Here is a 16,716-nt window from a genome sequence, read left to right as displayed (position 1 = left end):
CGTTCCTGCGGCAGCTTTTTTGCGCCCTTTTTCCGGCGCTCACCCAGAAAAGGAGAGAATAAAACCGATGCGTGACAAAACCTTTGTGCTCAAGGGCGATCTGTGTTACAGCAAGGACCCGCGCACCCTGGAGACCGTGGAAAACGGTTATCTGGTGGTCCTGGAGGGCAGGTCCGCCGGTGTGTTCCGGGACCTGCCCGAAGAATACCGGGCCCTGCCCCTGGAGGACTGGACAGGCCGGCTGGTCATTCCCGGCCTGACCGATCTCCACGTCCACGCCCCCCAGTACGCCTTCCGGGGCCTGGGCATGGACCTGGAGCTGCTGGACTGGCTGGAGGCCCGGGTCTTTCCCGAGGAGGCCAAGTACCGGGACCTGGATTACGCCCGGAAGGCCTACGGCATCTTTGCCGGGGACCTGAAGCGGGGCGCCACCACCCGGGCCTGCGTCTTCGCCACCGCCCACACCGGGGCCACCGAGCTGCTGATGGACCTTTTGGAGGACACGGGGCTTGTGACCATGGTGGGCCGGGTGAACATGGACCGCAACTGCCCCGACACCATCCGGGAGCCCAGCGCCAAAGCCTCGGCGGAGGAGACCGTCCGCTGGCTGGAGGACACGGCCGGGAAATACCGGCGCACCAAACCCATCCTCACCCCCCGCTTCATCCCCTCCTGCTCCGACGAGCTCATGGAGCGGCTGGCGGACATCCAGCGGCGGTACGGCCTTCCCCTCCAGTCCCACCTGTCGGAAAACGAGGGGGAGCGGGCCTGGGTCCAGGAGCTTTGCCCCGCCTCCCGGTTCTACGGCGACGCCTATGCCTCCTTCGGCCTGTTCGGCGGGGACGTCAGGACCATTATGGCCCACTGCGTCCTCTCCAGCGACGAGGAGATTTCCCTTATACGGGACCGGGGCGTCTATATCGCCCACTGTCCCCAGTCCAACGCCAATCTGGCCTCCGGTGTGGCCCCCGTCCGGCGGTACCTGGATGCCGACCTCAACCTGGGCCTGGGCAGCGACGTGGCGGGGGGCAGCAGCCTGTCCATCCTCCGGGCCATGGCGGACGCCGTGCAGTGCTCCAAGCTGCACTGGCGGCTCTCCGACCAGAGCCTCGCCCCCCTCACCGTGCCCGAGGCCTTCTGGCTGGCCACCGCGGGCGGCGGCTCTTTCTTCGGCCCGGTGGGCTCCTTCGCCCCGGGCTATGAGGTGGACGCCGTGGTCCTGGACGACAGCCGGCTGAAAACCCCTTTGGAACTCACCATTCAAGAACGCCTGGAGAGAGGCGTCTATCTATTGGAAGACAGGGATGTGATAAAGAAGTACGGCAGCGGCACGGCACTCTGGTAAGCGCGTTATCCCCGGCACTCGGCTATGGTAAGGGGCACGAGAGAGGCCCCGATGCTCAAAACCTTGCGAATTGAAAGGGAGGGTCCAGCATGAGTACACCGACAAAAGCCCCTGGCGGCACTCTGGACAGAGTGTTCCATCTCAGCGCCAACCACACCGACGTCAAGACCGAGGTCATGGCGGGGGTGACCACCTTCATGACCATGGCGTATATCCTGGCGGTCAACCCCAGCATCCTCAGCGCGGCCGGCATGGACGCCGGCGCCGTATTCACCGCCACCTGCCTCGCCTCGATCCTGGCCACCGTCCTGATGGCGGTCTTTGCCAATTACCCCTTCGTCCTCTCCGCCGGCATGGGCCTGAACGCCTACTTCGCCTATACCGTGGTCATCAAAATGGGCTATTCCTGGCAGATGGCCCTGGCCGCCGTCTTTGTGGAGGGCGTCATCTTCATCCTTCTCTCCCTCACCAACGTGCGGGAGGCCATCTTCAACGCCATCCCCCTGCCCCTCAAGCACGCGGTCTCCGCGGGCATCGGCCTCTTCATCGCCTTCATCGGCCTGCAGAACTGCAAGCTGGTGGTGGAGTCCGCCACCCTGGTGGGGGTCTATAACTTCGCCGACAACGCCGCCGACTTCCGCACCGTGGGCATCACGGTCCTGCTGGCCATCATCGGCGTGCTGATCACTTCCATCCTCGTGGTGAAAAAGGTCAAGGGCAACATCCTCTGGGGCATCCTGGCCACCTGGGTCCTGGGCATTTTGTGCCAGGTCACCGGCCTCTATGACCCCTCCGTCCTGGGCAGCGTCCTGCCCGACTTCTCCAACGGCATCGCCATCCCCAGCGTCCTGCCCACCCTGGGCCAGCTGGACTTCTCCAAAGTCCTCTCTCTGGACTTCCTGGTGGTGGTCTTCGCCTTCCTCTTCGTGGACATGTTCGACACCCTGGGCACCCTGATCGGCGTGGCCTCCAAGGCGGACATGCTGGACCAGGACGGCAAGCTGCCCAAGATCCGTGGAGCCCTGATGGCCGACGCCGTGGGCACCACCGCCGGCGCCGTGCTGGGCACCTCCACCATCACCACCTTCGTGGAGAGCGCCTCCGGCGTCTCCGAGGGCGGGCGCACCGGCCTCACCAGCCTGGTCTCCGCCGCCCTGTTCGGCGCGGCTCTCTTCCTCTCCCCCATCTTCCTGGCCATCCCCTCCTTCGCCACCGCCCCCGCCCTCATCGTGGTGGGCTTCCTGATGGTGGGCGCCATCCTGAAGGTGGACTTCGACAACGCCTTTGACGCCATCCCCGCTTACATCACCCTTATCGCCATGCCTTTCATGTACTCCATCTCCGAGGGCATCGCCATGGGCACCATCTCCTACGTGGTCATCAACCTTTTCGGCGGCAAAGAGCGCCGGAACACGATCAGCGTGGTCATGTATATCCTGGCCATCCTCTTTGTCTTCAAGTACATCCTCATCTGACCGTCCGGTGGCCCGGCCCTTTGGGGGCCGGGCCGCCGCGCGCGCTTCGACACAAGGAGGTCCGCGTATGAAAAACGTATTCTGCCGCGTCCCGCTCTGGGAGGCGGCCAAGACCCTGGCCGCCGTGGCCCAGGGCCAGGCCCCGGCCGAGCTGGTCATCCGGAACGCCCGGCTGGTGAACGTCTGCACCGGGGAGATCCAGTACCCCATGGACGTGGCCGCGGCCATGGGCCGCATCGCCTATGTGGGCCCCGACGCCGCCCACTGCGTCGGCAAGGACACCCGGGTGGTAGACGCCGGGGGCCGGTACCTGGCCCCGGGGCTGCTGGACGGCCACGTCCACATCGAATCCTCCATGATGACCCCCGCCGGCTTCGCCGCCGCCGTCATCCCCCACGGCACCGTTGGGGTCTACTTCGACCCCCACGAGATCTGCAACGTGCTGGGCCCCAAGGGGGTGGAACTGATGCTGGAGGAGGCGGAGCGGACGCCTCTGAAGGCCATGCTCACCATGCCCTCCTGCGTCCCGGCCGTCCCCGGCTTCGAGGACACCGGCGCCGCGGTGGACGCCGGGGACGTGGCGAAGGCCATGACCGACCCCCGCTGTGTGGCCCTGGGGGAGATGATGAACGACCCCGGCGTCCTGGGCGGGGCGGAGGAGCCCCACGCCATCCTGGCAGAGACTCTGAAAGCGGACCGCACCATTACCGGCCACTACACCATGCCCGACCTGGACCGGGGCCTCAACGCCTACATCGCCTCCGGCGTGCGCAGCTGCCACGAGTCGGTGCGGGAGGAGGAGGCCCTGGCCAAAATGCGCCTGGGCATGTACGCCATGCTGCGGGAGGGCTCCGGCTGGAAGGACCTCCACCAGGTGGCCCAGGCGGTGACCGCCCACCAGGTGGACCCCCGCTTCGCCCTGCTGGTCACCGACGACGCCCACCCCCACACCCTGGCGGTCGAGGGCCACGTGGACCGGCTCCTCCGCCGGGCGGTGGAGGAGGGCATCCCCCCCGTGACCGCCCTGCAGATGGTCACCATCAACTGCGCCCAGTGCTTTCAGATGGACCAGGATCTTGGCTCCGTCACCCCCGGCAAGTGCGCCGACCTGGTCCTTTTTGAGGATTTGAAGGACTTCAAGGCCGCGGCGGTCTTTATCGACGGGGCCCTCGCCGCGGAGAACGGCGCCCTCGCCTCCCCCCTGTCTCCGCCTCCCTGCCCCGGCTGGGCCAGGGACACCATGCACCTGGCCCAGCCGGTGACCGCCGAACAGCTCCGGATCGCAGCCCCAGTCCAGGAGGGGGTGGTAAAGGTCCGGGCCATCGAGGTCATCGGCGGCAGCGCCGCCAACCGGGAGGCCGTGGTCACCCTGACCGCCCACCACGGCCAGGTGGACGCCGCCCCGGAGCAGGATGTGCTGAAGGCCGCCGTCTTTGAGCGGCACAAGGCCATGGGGCGCCACGCCCTGGGCTTCTTGAAGGGCTTCGGGATCACCCGGGGGGCCATGGCCTCCACGGTGGCCCACGACGCCCACAACCTGCTGGTCATGGGGGCGGCGGACGCCGACATGGTCCTGGCCGCCAACACCCTGGCCGGCTGCGGCGGCGGGATGTGCGCCGTGCTGGACGGCCGGGTCCTGGGCCTGGTCCCCCTGCCCGTGGCGGGGCTCATGGGTGAGGGCGGCGTGGAGGAGATGGCCGGTCTGGTGGACCGGCTGGCCGGAGCCTGGAAGGAGCTGGGCTGCACCCTGCCCGCCCCTTTCATGACCATGGCCCTGGCCTCCCTGGCCTGCATCCCCGAGCTGCGCCTCACCGACCGGGGGCTGGTGGACTGCCGGAGCTTTACGTTCACGCCGCTGTTTCTGTGAGCGCGGCCCCGAGAAAATCGAATTTAGGAAATGGCGGGCACAAAATGCCCGCCATTTCTTTTTCTTTCCTTGTCCCATCGCCCCGGCCATGGTATACTAAAAAATATATCAAAACAGCGATTAATGTGAGTTTTAGGGAGGGGAAACAGAATGAATCAGCCTCGGCGCGCGTTCCGGGCCCTGTGTTCCCTTTCCCTCACCGCCTCCCTGCTGGGGGGCTGTTCAGCGGGACGGAACATCATCATCGACGACACCCCAACGGCTCCTCCTCCCCAGACCAGGCTGACCTTCTTCGGTTTTAAATACGAGGCCCTCAACGTCCTGGCCATCGAGGACGCCCTGCACGGCTACATGGACGAGCACCCAGAGCTCTGCATCTCCTATGACGGGATCAAGGGCCTCGACTATTACGACGTCCTGCAAAAACGGCTGGACACCGGCAACGGCGACGACATCTTCATGGTGGACCATGAGCGGGTGCTGGAGCTGAGCGGCCAGGGCCGGCTGGCCGACCTCTCGGACCTCTCCACCGTGGCGGACTTCAGCGACCTGGCCATGAGCCAGATGTCCGCCAGCGGGGCCATCTACTACCTGCCCACCTCCATCTCCGCCTTCGGCCTCTACTGCAACACGGACCTTCTCAAGGCCCACGGCCGGGAAATTCCTGAAAACCGGGCCCAGCTGGAGGAGGCCTGCCGCTACTTTGTCTCCCAGGGCATCACCCCCATCGTGGCCAACAATGACATCTCTCTCAAGACCGTAGTCCTGGGCGGGGCCCTCCTCCCCCTCTACCAGGGGGCGGACACCGCCCAGGCCATCGCGCGGTTCAATACCGGTGAGGACGATCTGGCCCAGGCCCTCCTCCCCGGCTTCCAGCTGGTGGAGCAGATGCTCTCCCAGGGCTGGGTGGACGCCGGGGAGGCCCTGACCACCGCCAAGACCAAGGACGATCTGGTCCTCTTTGCCCAGGGTGAGCGGCCCTTCATGCTCACCGGCGCCTGGGCGGTCTCCCGCCTGCGGGAGCTGGCGCCCGGCCTCCGTTTCGAGGTGCGCCCCTACCCCATTTTGGATGACGGCAGCGTGCTGGTCATCAACATGGACACCCGGGTCAGCGTCAACGCCGACAGCCCCCATCTGGAGGAGGCCAAGCAGTTTGTGGAATATCTGACCCGCAGGGACGTACTGTGGGAGTTTGTAAACAGCCAGAGCTCCTTCAGCCCGCTGAAGGAGAACCTGCTGGCCGAGGACAAGGCCATCCAGTCCATCGCCCCCTACCTGACCAACGGCCGCAGCGTGCTGGGCTCGGACGACAATTTCGATTTGCCCATCTGGGACCTGTCCCGGCAGTGCGTGGTAAAAATGCTGGAGGGCGGAGACGCTCAGGCCGCCGTGTCCTGTATGCGGGAACTGATCGGCGCGTGGCATGAAGCGCGGACGGGAGCGTGAGCTTTTGTTGAAAGAACGGCGTAAATGGGTCATTATCCTTCTGGTCCTCTTCTCCACCGCCGCCATTTTGGTTGGCGGCATCTGCTACATCTACAACGTTCAAGCAAACCTTTGGAACAAGGCGGTGACGGATATTTTGGAGGTCACCGCCCAGGGCCGTCATACCCTGGACGTCTACCTGGAAAAGGATGAGGCGGCCCTCCACCTGCTGGCCTCCACGCTGGAGGGGAAGCGTTCCGGTGACGAACAGGCCCTATGGGAAAAGGTCGGGCTGTTTGGCGGGGGCGAGGACAACACCGCCTACCTCTGCGTGGACCTGGCCTCCGGCGCCGCCTATACGGACCAGAACCCGCCGGGCGGCCCGCTGGGCGAAGACCGTCTCCAGGTCTTCCGCTCCCTGGAGGGCAGCGGTGTCCGGGAGCCCTTTCTTGACGATTACACGGGGGTCTGGACTCTGGGCATCTACGAAAACTTCTCCTTTGCCGACGGCGCCCCGGGGCTGGTCCAAAAGTCCCAGCCCCTCTCCGAGATCGCCGAGCGGTTTTCCCTCTCCTTTTACGACGACCAGGGCTTTTCCTACGTGGTGAACCCGGCGGGGGACATCCTGATCCGCTCCCTGCACCCCAACAGCAACCGCACCTTCCAAAACCTCTTCGACATCATCGACCTCCAGGGCAACAGCGGCAAAGATATCGACGCCTTCCGGCGCGCGCTGGAGCAGGGGAAACGGGGGGCTGCCCGCTTCCGCTACCAGGAGGAGGAATACGTGTTCTGCTACGTGCCCATGGAGTCCGCGGCGGGCTGGTACGTGGTGTCCATCATCCCCAACGCGGTCATCATGGAGCAGGCCGGCAGCATCGTCGAGCACTCCCAGATCTTGTTCCTCCTGATCCTGGTCAGCGTCTTTATACTGGCCGCCTTCTTCATCATCTACCGGGACTCCACCCGCCGGATCCTCCTGGCGGAGGAGCAGGCCCGCCGGGCGGCGGAGAGCGCCAACGCGGCCAAGAGCCGCTTCCTCTCCAACATGTCCCACGACATCCGCACCCCCATGAACGCCATTCTCAACATGACCAAGCTGGCGGAGGGCCATATCGGGGAGCCGGAGCGGATGGCGGGCTACCTCAAAAACGTGGAGCTGTCGGGCCAGCTTTTGCTGGGGCTCATCAACGATATCCTGGACATGTCCAAGATCGAGAGCGGTAAGCTGGTGCTCCGCCAGGACCCCGCCTCCCTGCGGGACCTCCTGGACAATCTCTCCAACATCGTCTCTCCCATGGCGGAAAAGAAGGGGCTGGACTTCACCCTGTCCTGCCCTGACCTTCAGCATGACACGCTGTGCTTCGACTCCCTCCGCCTCAACCAGGTCCTCCTCAACCTCCTGTCCAACGCCGTCAAGTTCACCCAGGAGGGGGGCCAGGTGCGGATGGAGGTGGCCGAGCGCCCCTCTCCCAAAGCGGGACAGGCCCGACTGGTCTTCCGGGTGGCGGACAACGGCATCGGGATGCAGCCGGAATTTCTGGAGCACATCTTTGACTCCTTTACCCGGGAACAGGACAGCCGGGTGGACAAGACCGAGGGAAGCGGCCTGGGCATGGCCATCGCCAAAATGATCGTGGACCGGATGGACGGCCGCATCACCGTGGAGAGCGAGCCGGGAAAGGGCACGGTATTCACCGTCACCCTGGACCTGCCGTTAGCCTCTCCCGCCCCCCGCCTCCTCACCCAGGAACGGCGGGACGGCCCCGTCGACCTCACGGGCCGCCGCATCCTGGTGGCGGAGGACAACGAGCTCAACCGGGAGATCGCCCGGGAACTCCTGGAGGGGGCGGGCGCCCAGGTGGAGTGTGTGGAGAACGGTCAGGCCTGCGTGGACCGCTTCACCGACGCCGGGGCGGGATATTTCGACCTGATCCTGATGGACATCCAGATGCCCGTCCTGAACGGCTATGAGGCCGCCCGGCGGATCCGGCGGCTGGACCGGCCCGACGCCGCCTCCATCCCCATTTTCGCCATGACGGCGGACGCCTTCTCCGAGGACGTGGAGGCGGCCAAAGAGGCCGGGATGGACAGCCATCTGGCAAAGCCGCTGGACATGCCCGCCATGCTCAGAGAGATCCAAAAACACCTGGAGCCATAAGCGATCCCGGCTCCGATAAGAAAGGTCGTGGGCACAGTGGAACATCCGACCGAACGTGACCATACCCGACGTCTGGAGGAGGCCAAGGCCCTCGCCAGCCGTCTGATGCGCCTGCACTACTGCGAGGGCGAGCCCGAGAAGGTGACCGCCTATTTCGCCCCTCAGTTCACCTGGTTCGGCGCGGGCGAGGAGCAGTATATCGTGGGCCGGGACCAGGCTGCGGCAGCCTTCCGCCAATTCAAGGACGCCATTCCGGAGTGCGGCATCCAGGACGAGGAGTACGACGCCATCGAGCCCGTGCCGGGCGTCTACGTAGTGTCGGGCCGGATGTGGGTTTCCACCGCCCCCGGCGTGGAGATGTACCTCAAGGTCCACCAGCGGGTCACCTTTGTGTTCCAGGAGGCCGGCGGGGCTCTTTTGTGCGCCCACATCCACTGCTCCAACCCCTACCAGGAGCTTGTCAGCGGGGAGCTCTTTCCGGAGAAGATCGGCCGGCAGTCCTACGAGTATGTCCAGGACCGGCTGGCGGCGCTGGAGGTCCAGACCACACAGCAAAACCGCCAACTGGAGGTCATCATGTCTTCCATCGCCGGCGGGCTCAAGATCAGCAACGACGACGACACCTATTCCTACGCCTTTGTCAGCAAGGAGGCCGCCGCCCTCTTCGGCTATACGGTGGAGGAGTTTATGGCCGTCACCGGCGGCACCGCCGTGGGGGCCGTCTATCCCCCCGACCTGGAGCGGGTCCTGGGCGAATGTGTGGAGGCCTTCCGGGACGGAGGGCTCACCTACTCCATCCGCTACCGTGTCCGGTGCAAGGACGGCAGTCTCAAGTGGATCATCGACAGCGGCAAGAAGGCCCAGGACCCCGAGGGCAACTGGATGGTCAACAGCCTCTACCTGGACGTGACCAGGTCGGAGGAGGACGCCCAGCGCCTGCGGGAGCAGACCCAGCTCCTGACCAGCATCTACGACACCGTCCCCTGCGGCATCATCCGCTTCGTCTGCCGCCGGGACGGCACCTTCCACCTCACCTCCCTCAACCGCGCGGCCCTGTCCCTGCTGGGCTACGACAGTATGGATGAGGGAATGGCGGACTGGCACGGCGGCGTGCTGGGCTCCGTGCTGGAGGAGGATCAGGCCATGCTGCGCCAGGCCTACCGGCTCCTCCACAACGTGGGGGACCGGCAGGACCGGGAGTACCGGGCCCGGTGGCGGGACGGCTCCCTCCACTGGCTGAACGGCACCAACACCGTGGTGGACCGCACCCCGGAGGGCGAACTGGTCATTCAGCGCACCCTGGTGGACATCACCCAGCGCAAGCTGCTCCAGGAACAGTTGGAGCAGGAGCAGGAGATGTACCGGGTGGCTATGGAGTCCAGCTCGGACACCATGTTCGAGTATATCATGGATACCGACACCTTCATCAGCTACGAGCCCCGCGCCGGCGGCGGCGTCATCCGCCGGGAGCTGGACCACTACTCCCAATGCCTGCTGGACAAGTCCTTCCTCCACCCCGAGGACGCCCCCATGGCCATCGACAACATCTGCAACGGCCGGGCTGAGATGTTCGAGGCCCGGGTCGTCACGCCGGACAGCGCGCCGGGCGACTACCGCTGGCACCGGGTCAGCAGCCGCCTCATCATCCGGGACGGCCGCCCCGACCGGGTGGTGGGCACCATCCGCAACATTCACAGCCTGAAGGAGACCCTGCTGGAAAACAGCGAGCGCCTGCACATGAACCAGTCCGCCCTCCAGGCCATCAGCGGCGTCTACGTCTGCATCTTCTATGTGAATCTTACCGACGACCAGTATTACGCCGTCCGTCTGCCGCAGAGCAGGGACCCGCTGGAATTCACCCGCACCGGCAGCTTCTCCGGCGATTTGTGCAGGCGCCTGCTGCCCCAGGTGGAGGACGCCAGCCGGCCCCGGGTGGCCCAGGTGTGCGACCGGGACGTCCTGCTGCGCTCCAACGACTACGCCGAGGTGGAGTTCCGGCAGGGCGGCCCCGCGGGCTCCGAGCCCGCGTGGTTCCGGCTGGAGATCCACCCGGTGTCCCTTCTGGGCGCGGAGCCCAAGATCGCCATCATCGCCCTGCGGAACGTCAGCGCGGAAAAACGCCGGGAACTGGAGCACCAGGCGGAGGAGAGCGCCGCCAAGCAGGCGTTGGAGGAGGCCTATGAGGGCGCCCGGCGGGCCAACCAGGCCAAGAGCGAATTCCTCTCCCGCATGAGCCACGACATCCGCACCCCCATGAACGCCATCCTGGGCATGGCCACCATCGCGGAAAAACGGCTGGACGAGCCGGAAAAGGTGTCCGACTGCCTGGCCAAGATCCACCTCTCGGGCAGCCACCTGCTGGGCCTTATCAACGAAGTGCTGGATATGTCCAAGATCGAGTCGGGCAATATCGGTCTGAACGAGAGTTCCTTTTCCCTCGGCGAAACCTTGAACACCGTCCTCCAGATCATCCGACCGGACACCGACCGCAAGGACCAGAGGCTCGCCTTCCGCTCCTCCATCCAGAACGACGCCGTCCTGGGCGACTCCATGCGGGTGCAGCAGATCCTGCTCAACCTGCTCTCCAACGCCGTCAAATACACCCCCGCCGGGGGCCGCATCTCCCTCCGGGCGGAGGAGAAGCTCTCCAGCCTCCGGGGGGTGGGCTGTTTCGAGTTCATCGTGGAGGACGACGGCATCGGCATGTCCCCCGATTTCCTGGACAGGCTCTTCACCCCCTTTGAGCGGGCGGAGGACCCCCGGGTGGGCTCCGTCCAGGGGACGGGGCTGGGTCTTGCCATCACCCACAACCTGGTGCAGATGATGAACGGCTCCATCCGGGTGGAGAGCCGACCCGAGGAGGGGACCCGCTTCACCGTCATCCTCTTCCTCAAGCTGGACCGGCAGGCCCTCTCCGCCGCCCCCACCGGTCAAACCGCCCCCCGGCCCGCCTCCGGCTTTGGCCCGGGGACCACGGTCCTGCTGGTGGAGGACAACGACATCAACCGGGAGATCGCCCGGGAGCTGTTGGGGATGTCGGGACTGAAGAGCGACTGCGCCGTGGACGGAAAGCAGGCGGTAGAGCTGTTCTCGGCCCATCCGCCGGGCACCTATTCCCTCATCCTCATGGATATCCAGATGCCGGTGATGGACGGCTACGAGGCCACCCGGGCCATCCGGGAGCTGGGCCGGACGGGCGGCCGCCCCGACGCCTCCGAGATCCCCATCATCGCGCTCACCGCCAACGCCTTCGCCGACGACGCCTACCGCGCCCGGCAGGCCGGTATGAACGAGCACCTGGCCAAGCCGCTGGAGATGGACAAGCTCCTCGCCGCCCTCCACCGCTGGCTGGATTGAGTGATGCAAAAAAGCCTTCGGCCCTTTCGGGCCGAAGGCTTTTTATGCTACTGGCACTGTTTCTGGTACTCCGACGGCGACATTCCCACCGCCCGCTTGAAGGTGCTGCTGAAGTAGGTGATATCCCGGTACCCCACCTGCGCCGCCACCTCATAGACCTTGTTGCGGCAGTCCTTCAGCAGTTCCATGGCCCGGTGCATGCGGTAATTGGTCAAATAACCCGTCAGGGTGTGGGAGGTCTCCTTCTTGAACACGTGGCTCAGATGGCTCTCGCTGATATCCAGGTTCCGGGCCACGGAGCTGACGCTGATATCCGGGTCGTTATAGTGCCCGGCGATATAGGCCAGCGCCTCCATGACATACTTACTCTTGTCCCGCAGGTCCTCGGAGAGGACCTGCGCCCCCACGGTGGGGGCGGGCCGGCGGTTTTTCTGGATGCGGGCGACCACCTCCTCCAGCTCCCCGTCATGAAAGGGCTTGAGAAGATAGTCCGCCGCCCCCAGCTTCACCGCCGACTGGGCGTAGGCAAAGTCGCTGTACGCCGTCAGAAAGATGAGAAAGACGCCGTTCCCCTCGGAGCGGAGGGTGCGGGCCATCTCCAGCCCGTCCATCCGGGGCATCTTGATGTCTGAGACCACCAGATCCGGCTTGCAGCGGCGGATGACCTCCAGTCCCTCCGCCCCGTTGGACGCCTCCGCCACCACGGCGCAGCCCACGCTGGCCCAGTCCACCGCCAGGACGATGCCCTTGCGCACAAGCTCCTCGTCCTCGACCACCACCACTTTCAGCATGGCTCCTCTTCCCTCTCCTTTCCCGCCCGGCTGATGGGCAGCCGGATCCGAACGCAAGTCCCCCGGCCCCCCGTGAACGGGAACTCAAGGCCGTGGTCCGCGCCGTAGTGGAGCCTCAGAATGGCGTCCACATTATAAAGACCCAGATGCCCCCCGCCGGAGGCCGTGGTCTGGGCCTGGAAGCGCCGGATGCTCTCCTCCGACATGCCGCGGCCGTCATCCCGCACCGTCACCTCCAGCTCCTCTCCCTGCCGCCGGGCGGTGATGAGGATCTCGCCCCCCTCCCGGTCCTCGAAACCGTGGACGATGGCGTTTTCCACCAAGGGCTGGAGCATCAGCTTGGGCACCAGAACGTCCAGCATGGCCCCATCCACCTGGGTGCGGAACTGGAACTTGCCGGAAAAACGGATCTTCTGGATCTCCACATACCGGTCCAGCAGCCGCAGCTCCTGCTCCAGCGTGACGAATTCCTGATCGGTGATGCTGCACCGGAGGATGTCGGCCAGATCAGCCGAGATTGTGGCCACCTCGGGCACCTGATTGATCTTCCCCATCCATTTGATGGTGTCCAGGGTATTGTAGAGGAAGTGGGGGTTCAGCTGGGCCTGGAGCATGCGGATCTGGGCGTCGCCCAGCTCCCGCTGCTGCCGCACCGATTCGGCCAGGTTGTCCCGGAGGGTGGACACCATCCGGTCGAACCGCCCCGCCAGCTGGCCCATCTCGTCGATGCGCTCACTGGCCACCTGGACCTCCAGATTCCCCCGCTCCACCTCGCTCATGGCGCTGTTGAGGGCCCGGATCGGCTCGAAGAGCTGCTTGGAAAACCCCATGGAGACCAGCACGCATAGCCCCACACACAGGGCGATGGCCATAAGCGCAACCAGGTACAGCAGGCGCATGATCCACGCCGCCAGGGGCTTGGGCTGCTGCATGAGGAGATAGAGGCCGGTCCCCTCACTCTGGCGGATATAATAAGAATATTCCCCGCCCTTGTCGCTGAGCACCTGCCCGGAGAGCATCTGCTCCCGCAGCCGGGGCACCAGGCCCGTCTTTCGGGCGGAGGGGGTGGCGTACACAAGGCTCCAGTAGGGGTCCAGCACCAGCAGGGACGATGTGGCGCCGTACTTGCCCTCCAGCAGGCTTTGGAACTGGCGGTCGGTCATCTCCAGCACCACATAGCCCAGCACATGGCCCCCCTCCGTCACCGGCCGGGCCGCCCGCAGGCAGTCCGGGCCGCCGCCGGCAAAGTCCTCCACGTCCCGGAAAACCAGCTCCCCCGTCTCCCGGGCGGCTCTCAGCACGCCCCAGTCGGCGGACAGGGCGGTGCCGCCCCGGTCGTTGGCCGTGGAATAGCGCCGCCGCCCCTGGGCGTCGAAGAGGGAGACGTCCGCCCGGCTGAGGGCCGGGGCGGCGCCGGCGTAGAGCTGATAATAGATGTCCTGCTCCTCCACCTCCCGGGAGCCGGAGAGGGCGGCGCGGACCTGGGGGTCCTGGGCCAGCGTGTCCATCACCCCGGCACAGACGTGGAAGAGCTCGTCCATATCCGCCCCGGCGGCGGCCAGCTGGGTCTGTGCCGTCTCGGCGGCGTTCCGCTCCAGGCTGCCCCGGAATACCCCCACCATCATGAGAACACAGATCAGCAGCGGCACGATCCCCGTCACCAGGAAACCGAAGAGCAGCTTCCCCCGAAAGGAGCGGTTCCACCGCTCCCGCATCATGACGCATCCTCCCCGCGCAGGGCGGACCACCGCCGGGTGAACTCCTCTTTCAGCCCGGCGGCCCAGTGGACGTCGTAGTCCACCAGCTTTATACCCTCCCCCGCCAATTCGGCCGGGTCGGGGACATCCGTGCGGACCGACCGGCGGGAAAACTGGCTCACCACCAGCTCCTGCACGTCATAGCTCTGTACAAACTCCAGAAAGGCCTTTGCGTTCTCCCCGTGGGGCGCCCCGGCAATGAGGGCGCTGCCGTCGGGCACGGCGCTGGTCCCCTCCACTGGATAGATGATCTCGATCTGATCCCCCTGGGCCAGGCGCTTGAGGGCGGTCTCCTCCAGGGTGACCCCGATAAAGTCGCTGCCGGAGGCCACCGCCTCCACCACGTCCCCCGAGCCCGCCAGGACCTGCCCGTCCAGATTTTCCACCAGCCGGGCCAGCAGCTCCCAGTCGTCCCCCGGCAGGACGGAGAGCAGGGTCAGGATCCCGGTGTAGCTGGAGCCGGACACCGTGGGGTCAGCCAGGGCGATCCTGCCCCGGTACCGGCTGTCCAGCAGGTCAGCCCAGCCGGTGACCTCTCCCCGGGAGAGGAGTTTGGTGTTGCAGATCAGCACGATGGGCAGGGAGGAAAAGGGGGTCCACACGTCCCCCTCGCACCGGGCCCCGGCCTTCAGGACCCCCGCCTGGGCGCAGGTGTAGGGCTCAAAACAGTCCTCGTAGGCCGCCAGGCTCTCCACGCCCCCGCCGAACATCACGTCGGCCCTGGGCTCCTCCCGCTCCGCCTCGATCCGCTCCAAAAGCTCGTTGGTGCCCCCGGTGACCACCTCGGTCCAGATTCCGGTGCGCTCCTGGAACTCCTTCAGGATGGGGCCGTATACCTCCTCCTTGTGAGAGGTGTAGACGGTAAGCCGCTCCTCCTCCCCCGGGGCAAAGGGGTACTCCTCCGTGGCCGCCGGGGCGCAGCCGGTAAGGAAAAGGGCCAGAACCGCCGCAAGCGCCGTCAATTTTTTCACTCAGCCGCCCTTCTTCCCCACATTTTTTGTTTATTTTAGCACATTTTAATCGCTTTGTAAATAAAAAGGCGGGCCGGTGACACCACCGGCCCGCCTACTCATACCAGGTCCAAAAGCTCCGTGAGAGTCCCCACCCGGTGCTCCGCCAGAAGGCTCTCCACCGCGTCCCCACCGAAGGCCACGGCCGTAAAGCCCCCGTCGCGGGCGGCCTTGATGCCGGCGGCGGCGTCCTCCACCACCAGCGCTTGGCCAGGGCTTACCCCCAGCAGGGCGGCGGCTTTTAAAAACACCTCCGGGTCGGGCTTGGCCCGGGTTACCATAGTGCCGTCGGCTACGGCGTCGAAGCAGGGGGCAAGCCCCGTCCGCTCCAGAATGTATTTCGCGTTCCTGCTGCTGCTCCCCACCGCCAAAAGGAGCCCTCTCTCCCGGAGGCCCCTCAGGGCCCTCCGCACGTCCTCCGCCACATCGCGGGGACCAAGGCCGGCGGCCAGAGCCAGATAGGCCTCGTTTTTCTCCGCCGCCAGGGCCGCCTTTTCCTCCGGGCTGAAATCCCGCGGGACGGCCTCCAGCACGATGTCCAGGCTGTCCATCCGGGAAATGCCCCGCAGGCGGCGGTAGACCGTCTGCCCGAAGGGTATGCCCAGCCGTCCGGTCAGCTCCTTCCAGGCCGTGTAGTGGAGCCTGTCGGTGTGGACCAGCACCCCGTCCAAATCAAAGATGACTGCTTTTTTCACGCTTCCAGCTCCTTCAGGAGGTCCTCCAGCACCGCCAGCACGCTGCGGCATTGCCGGGGAAATTTGGCCCGCAGGACCGGGTCGGCGGTATCCATCAGATAGCCCGTCCCCACCTCTTCCAGCATGGCCTCGTCGTTCCAGTTGTCCCCGAAGGCCATCACGTCGGCCAGGGATATTCCCAGCCCGGCGCAGAGGCCCCGCAGGCCCGTCCCCTTGTCCGCCAGGGTGAAGTCCAGCCAGTCCGGCCCGGCGGCCGCCATGCGGAAGGGGCCGCCCCACCGGGGTCCCAGGGCGGCGGCGGGGGCGGCGGTGCCGCCGGGGCAATAGGCGGAGACCTTCAAGATCTCCTCCGGCAGCTCCTCCAGGCGTTCCACCCGCTCCACCCGGTTCCCCTTCTCATCCCGGATCAGGTGGATAAAGCCCTCGTTTTCCGTACAGACGTAGATGGTCCCCACGCCTGACACCATCAGCTCACAGCCAGGCAGGCCCCAGATGGCCCGGGCCAGGTCCCCCGCCTCGGCCCGGGCCATGACGGTCCGGGAGAGGATGGGGGCGGTATCCTCCCCGCCTGGACCGTACAGGATGGCCCCATTCTCGCACAGGAAGCAGATCTCGTCCGCCACCGGGGCGAAGAGCCGCCGCAGGGAGTGGTACTGCCGCCCGGAGGCGGGAGAGAACAGGACGCCCGCCGCCCGGAGGCGGTGGATCAGGGGAAACAGCTCCGGCTCCAGCGTCTCCCTGCCGTAGGGGATCAGCGTGCCGTCGATGTCGCTGGCGATGAGTTTGACCATAGCGGAGACCTCACAGTATCATGATAAAATCAAGCGGCGGGG

At 65.9% G+C, this 16,716-nt stretch carries 11 protein-coding genes; 6 read left to right on the top strand and 5 right to left on the bottom strand.

What is annotated here, in order from left to right:
• Window positions 1–67 precede the first annotated feature (67 nt).
• The 6 genes from AAEU42_RS12480 (at window position 68) to AAEU42_RS12455 (ending at window position 11,630) form a co-directional block, all read left to right on the top strand.
• Window positions 68–1,345, top strand: a complete 1,278-nt coding sequence (locus tag AAEU42_RS12480; protein ID WP_342233896.1) for an amidohydrolase family protein — start codon at window positions 68–70, stop codon at window positions 1,343–1,345.
• A gap of 89 nt (window positions 1,346–1,434) precedes the next feature.
• Window positions 1,435–2,820, top strand: a complete 1,386-nt coding sequence (locus tag AAEU42_RS12475; protein ID WP_342233895.1) for an NCS2 family permease — start codon at window positions 1,435–1,437, stop codon at window positions 2,818–2,820.
• A 67-nt stretch (window positions 2,821–2,887) separates the two neighbouring features.
• The gene (ade, locus tag AAEU42_RS12470) at window positions 2,888–4,687 is read left to right on the top strand and encodes an adenine deaminase (protein ID WP_342233894.1); all 1,800 of its coding nucleotides are present in this window, start codon (window positions 2,888–2,890) and stop codon (window positions 4,685–4,687) included.
• A gap of 150 nt (window positions 4,688–4,837) precedes the next feature.
• Window positions 4,838–6,133 (top strand): ABC transporter substrate-binding protein, encoded by a 1,296-nt coding sequence (locus AAEU42_RS12465; RefSeq protein WP_342233893.1) that lies wholly within the window; start codon window positions 4,838–4,840, stop codon window positions 6,131–6,133.
• Between the two features lie 7 nt (window positions 6,134–6,140).
• Entirely contained in the window at window positions 6,141–8,273 is a 2,133-nt protein-coding gene (locus tag AAEU42_RS12460; RefSeq protein WP_342233892.1) for an ATP-binding protein, read from the top strand.
• 36 nt (window positions 8,274–8,309) lie between these two features.
• The gene (locus AAEU42_RS12455; RefSeq protein ID WP_342233891.1) at window positions 8,310–11,630 is read left to right on the top strand and encodes a hybrid sensor histidine kinase/response regulator; all 3,321 of its coding nucleotides are present in this window, start codon (window positions 8,310–8,312) and stop codon (window positions 11,628–11,630) included.
• Between the two features lie 47 nt (window positions 11,631–11,677).
• Here the strand turns inward: AAEU42_RS12455 and AAEU42_RS12450 are convergent, their stop codons facing one another.
• From AAEU42_RS12450 to AAEU42_RS12430, 5 genes are all read right to left on the bottom strand, one after another.
• The gene (locus tag AAEU42_RS12450) at window positions 11,678–12,421 is read right to left on the bottom strand and encodes a response regulator transcription factor (protein WP_342233890.1); all 744 of its coding nucleotides are present in this window, start codon (window positions 12,419–12,421) and stop codon (window positions 11,678–11,680) included.
• Window positions 12,415–14,139, bottom strand: coding sequence for a cache domain-containing sensor histidine kinase (locus AAEU42_RS12445; protein ID WP_342233889.1), 1,725 nt, complete (start codon window positions 14,137–14,139; stop codon window positions 12,415–12,417). The genes AAEU42_RS12450 and AAEU42_RS12445 overlap by 7 nt, the downstream gene beginning before the upstream one ends.
• Window positions 14,136–15,149, bottom strand: coding sequence for an ABC transporter substrate-binding protein (locus AAEU42_RS12440; RefSeq protein WP_342233888.1), 1,014 nt, complete (start codon window positions 15,147–15,149; stop codon window positions 14,136–14,138). Before AAEU42_RS12440 ends, AAEU42_RS12445 begins: the two co-directional genes overlap by 4 nt.
• 98 nt (window positions 15,150–15,247) lie before the next feature.
• Window positions 15,248–15,883, bottom strand: a complete 636-nt coding sequence (pgmB, locus tag AAEU42_RS12435) for a beta-phosphoglucomutase (protein ID WP_342233887.1) — start codon at window positions 15,881–15,883, stop codon at window positions 15,248–15,250.
• On the bottom strand, window positions 15,880–16,674 hold the full coding sequence (locus AAEU42_RS12430) for an HAD family hydrolase (RefSeq protein WP_342233886.1): 795 nt from the start codon (window positions 16,672–16,674) through the stop codon (window positions 15,880–15,882). Before AAEU42_RS12430 ends, pgmB begins: the two co-directional genes overlap by 4 nt.
• Between the last annotated feature and the right edge of the window lie 42 nt (window positions 16,675–16,716).

This window comes from Pseudoflavonifractor phocaeensis (genome assembly GCF_038439875.1).
GTDB lineage: Bacteria > Bacillota > Clostridia > Oscillospirales > Oscillospiraceae > Vermiculatibacterium.
This window is presented reverse-complemented; position numbering and strand designations above follow the sequence as displayed.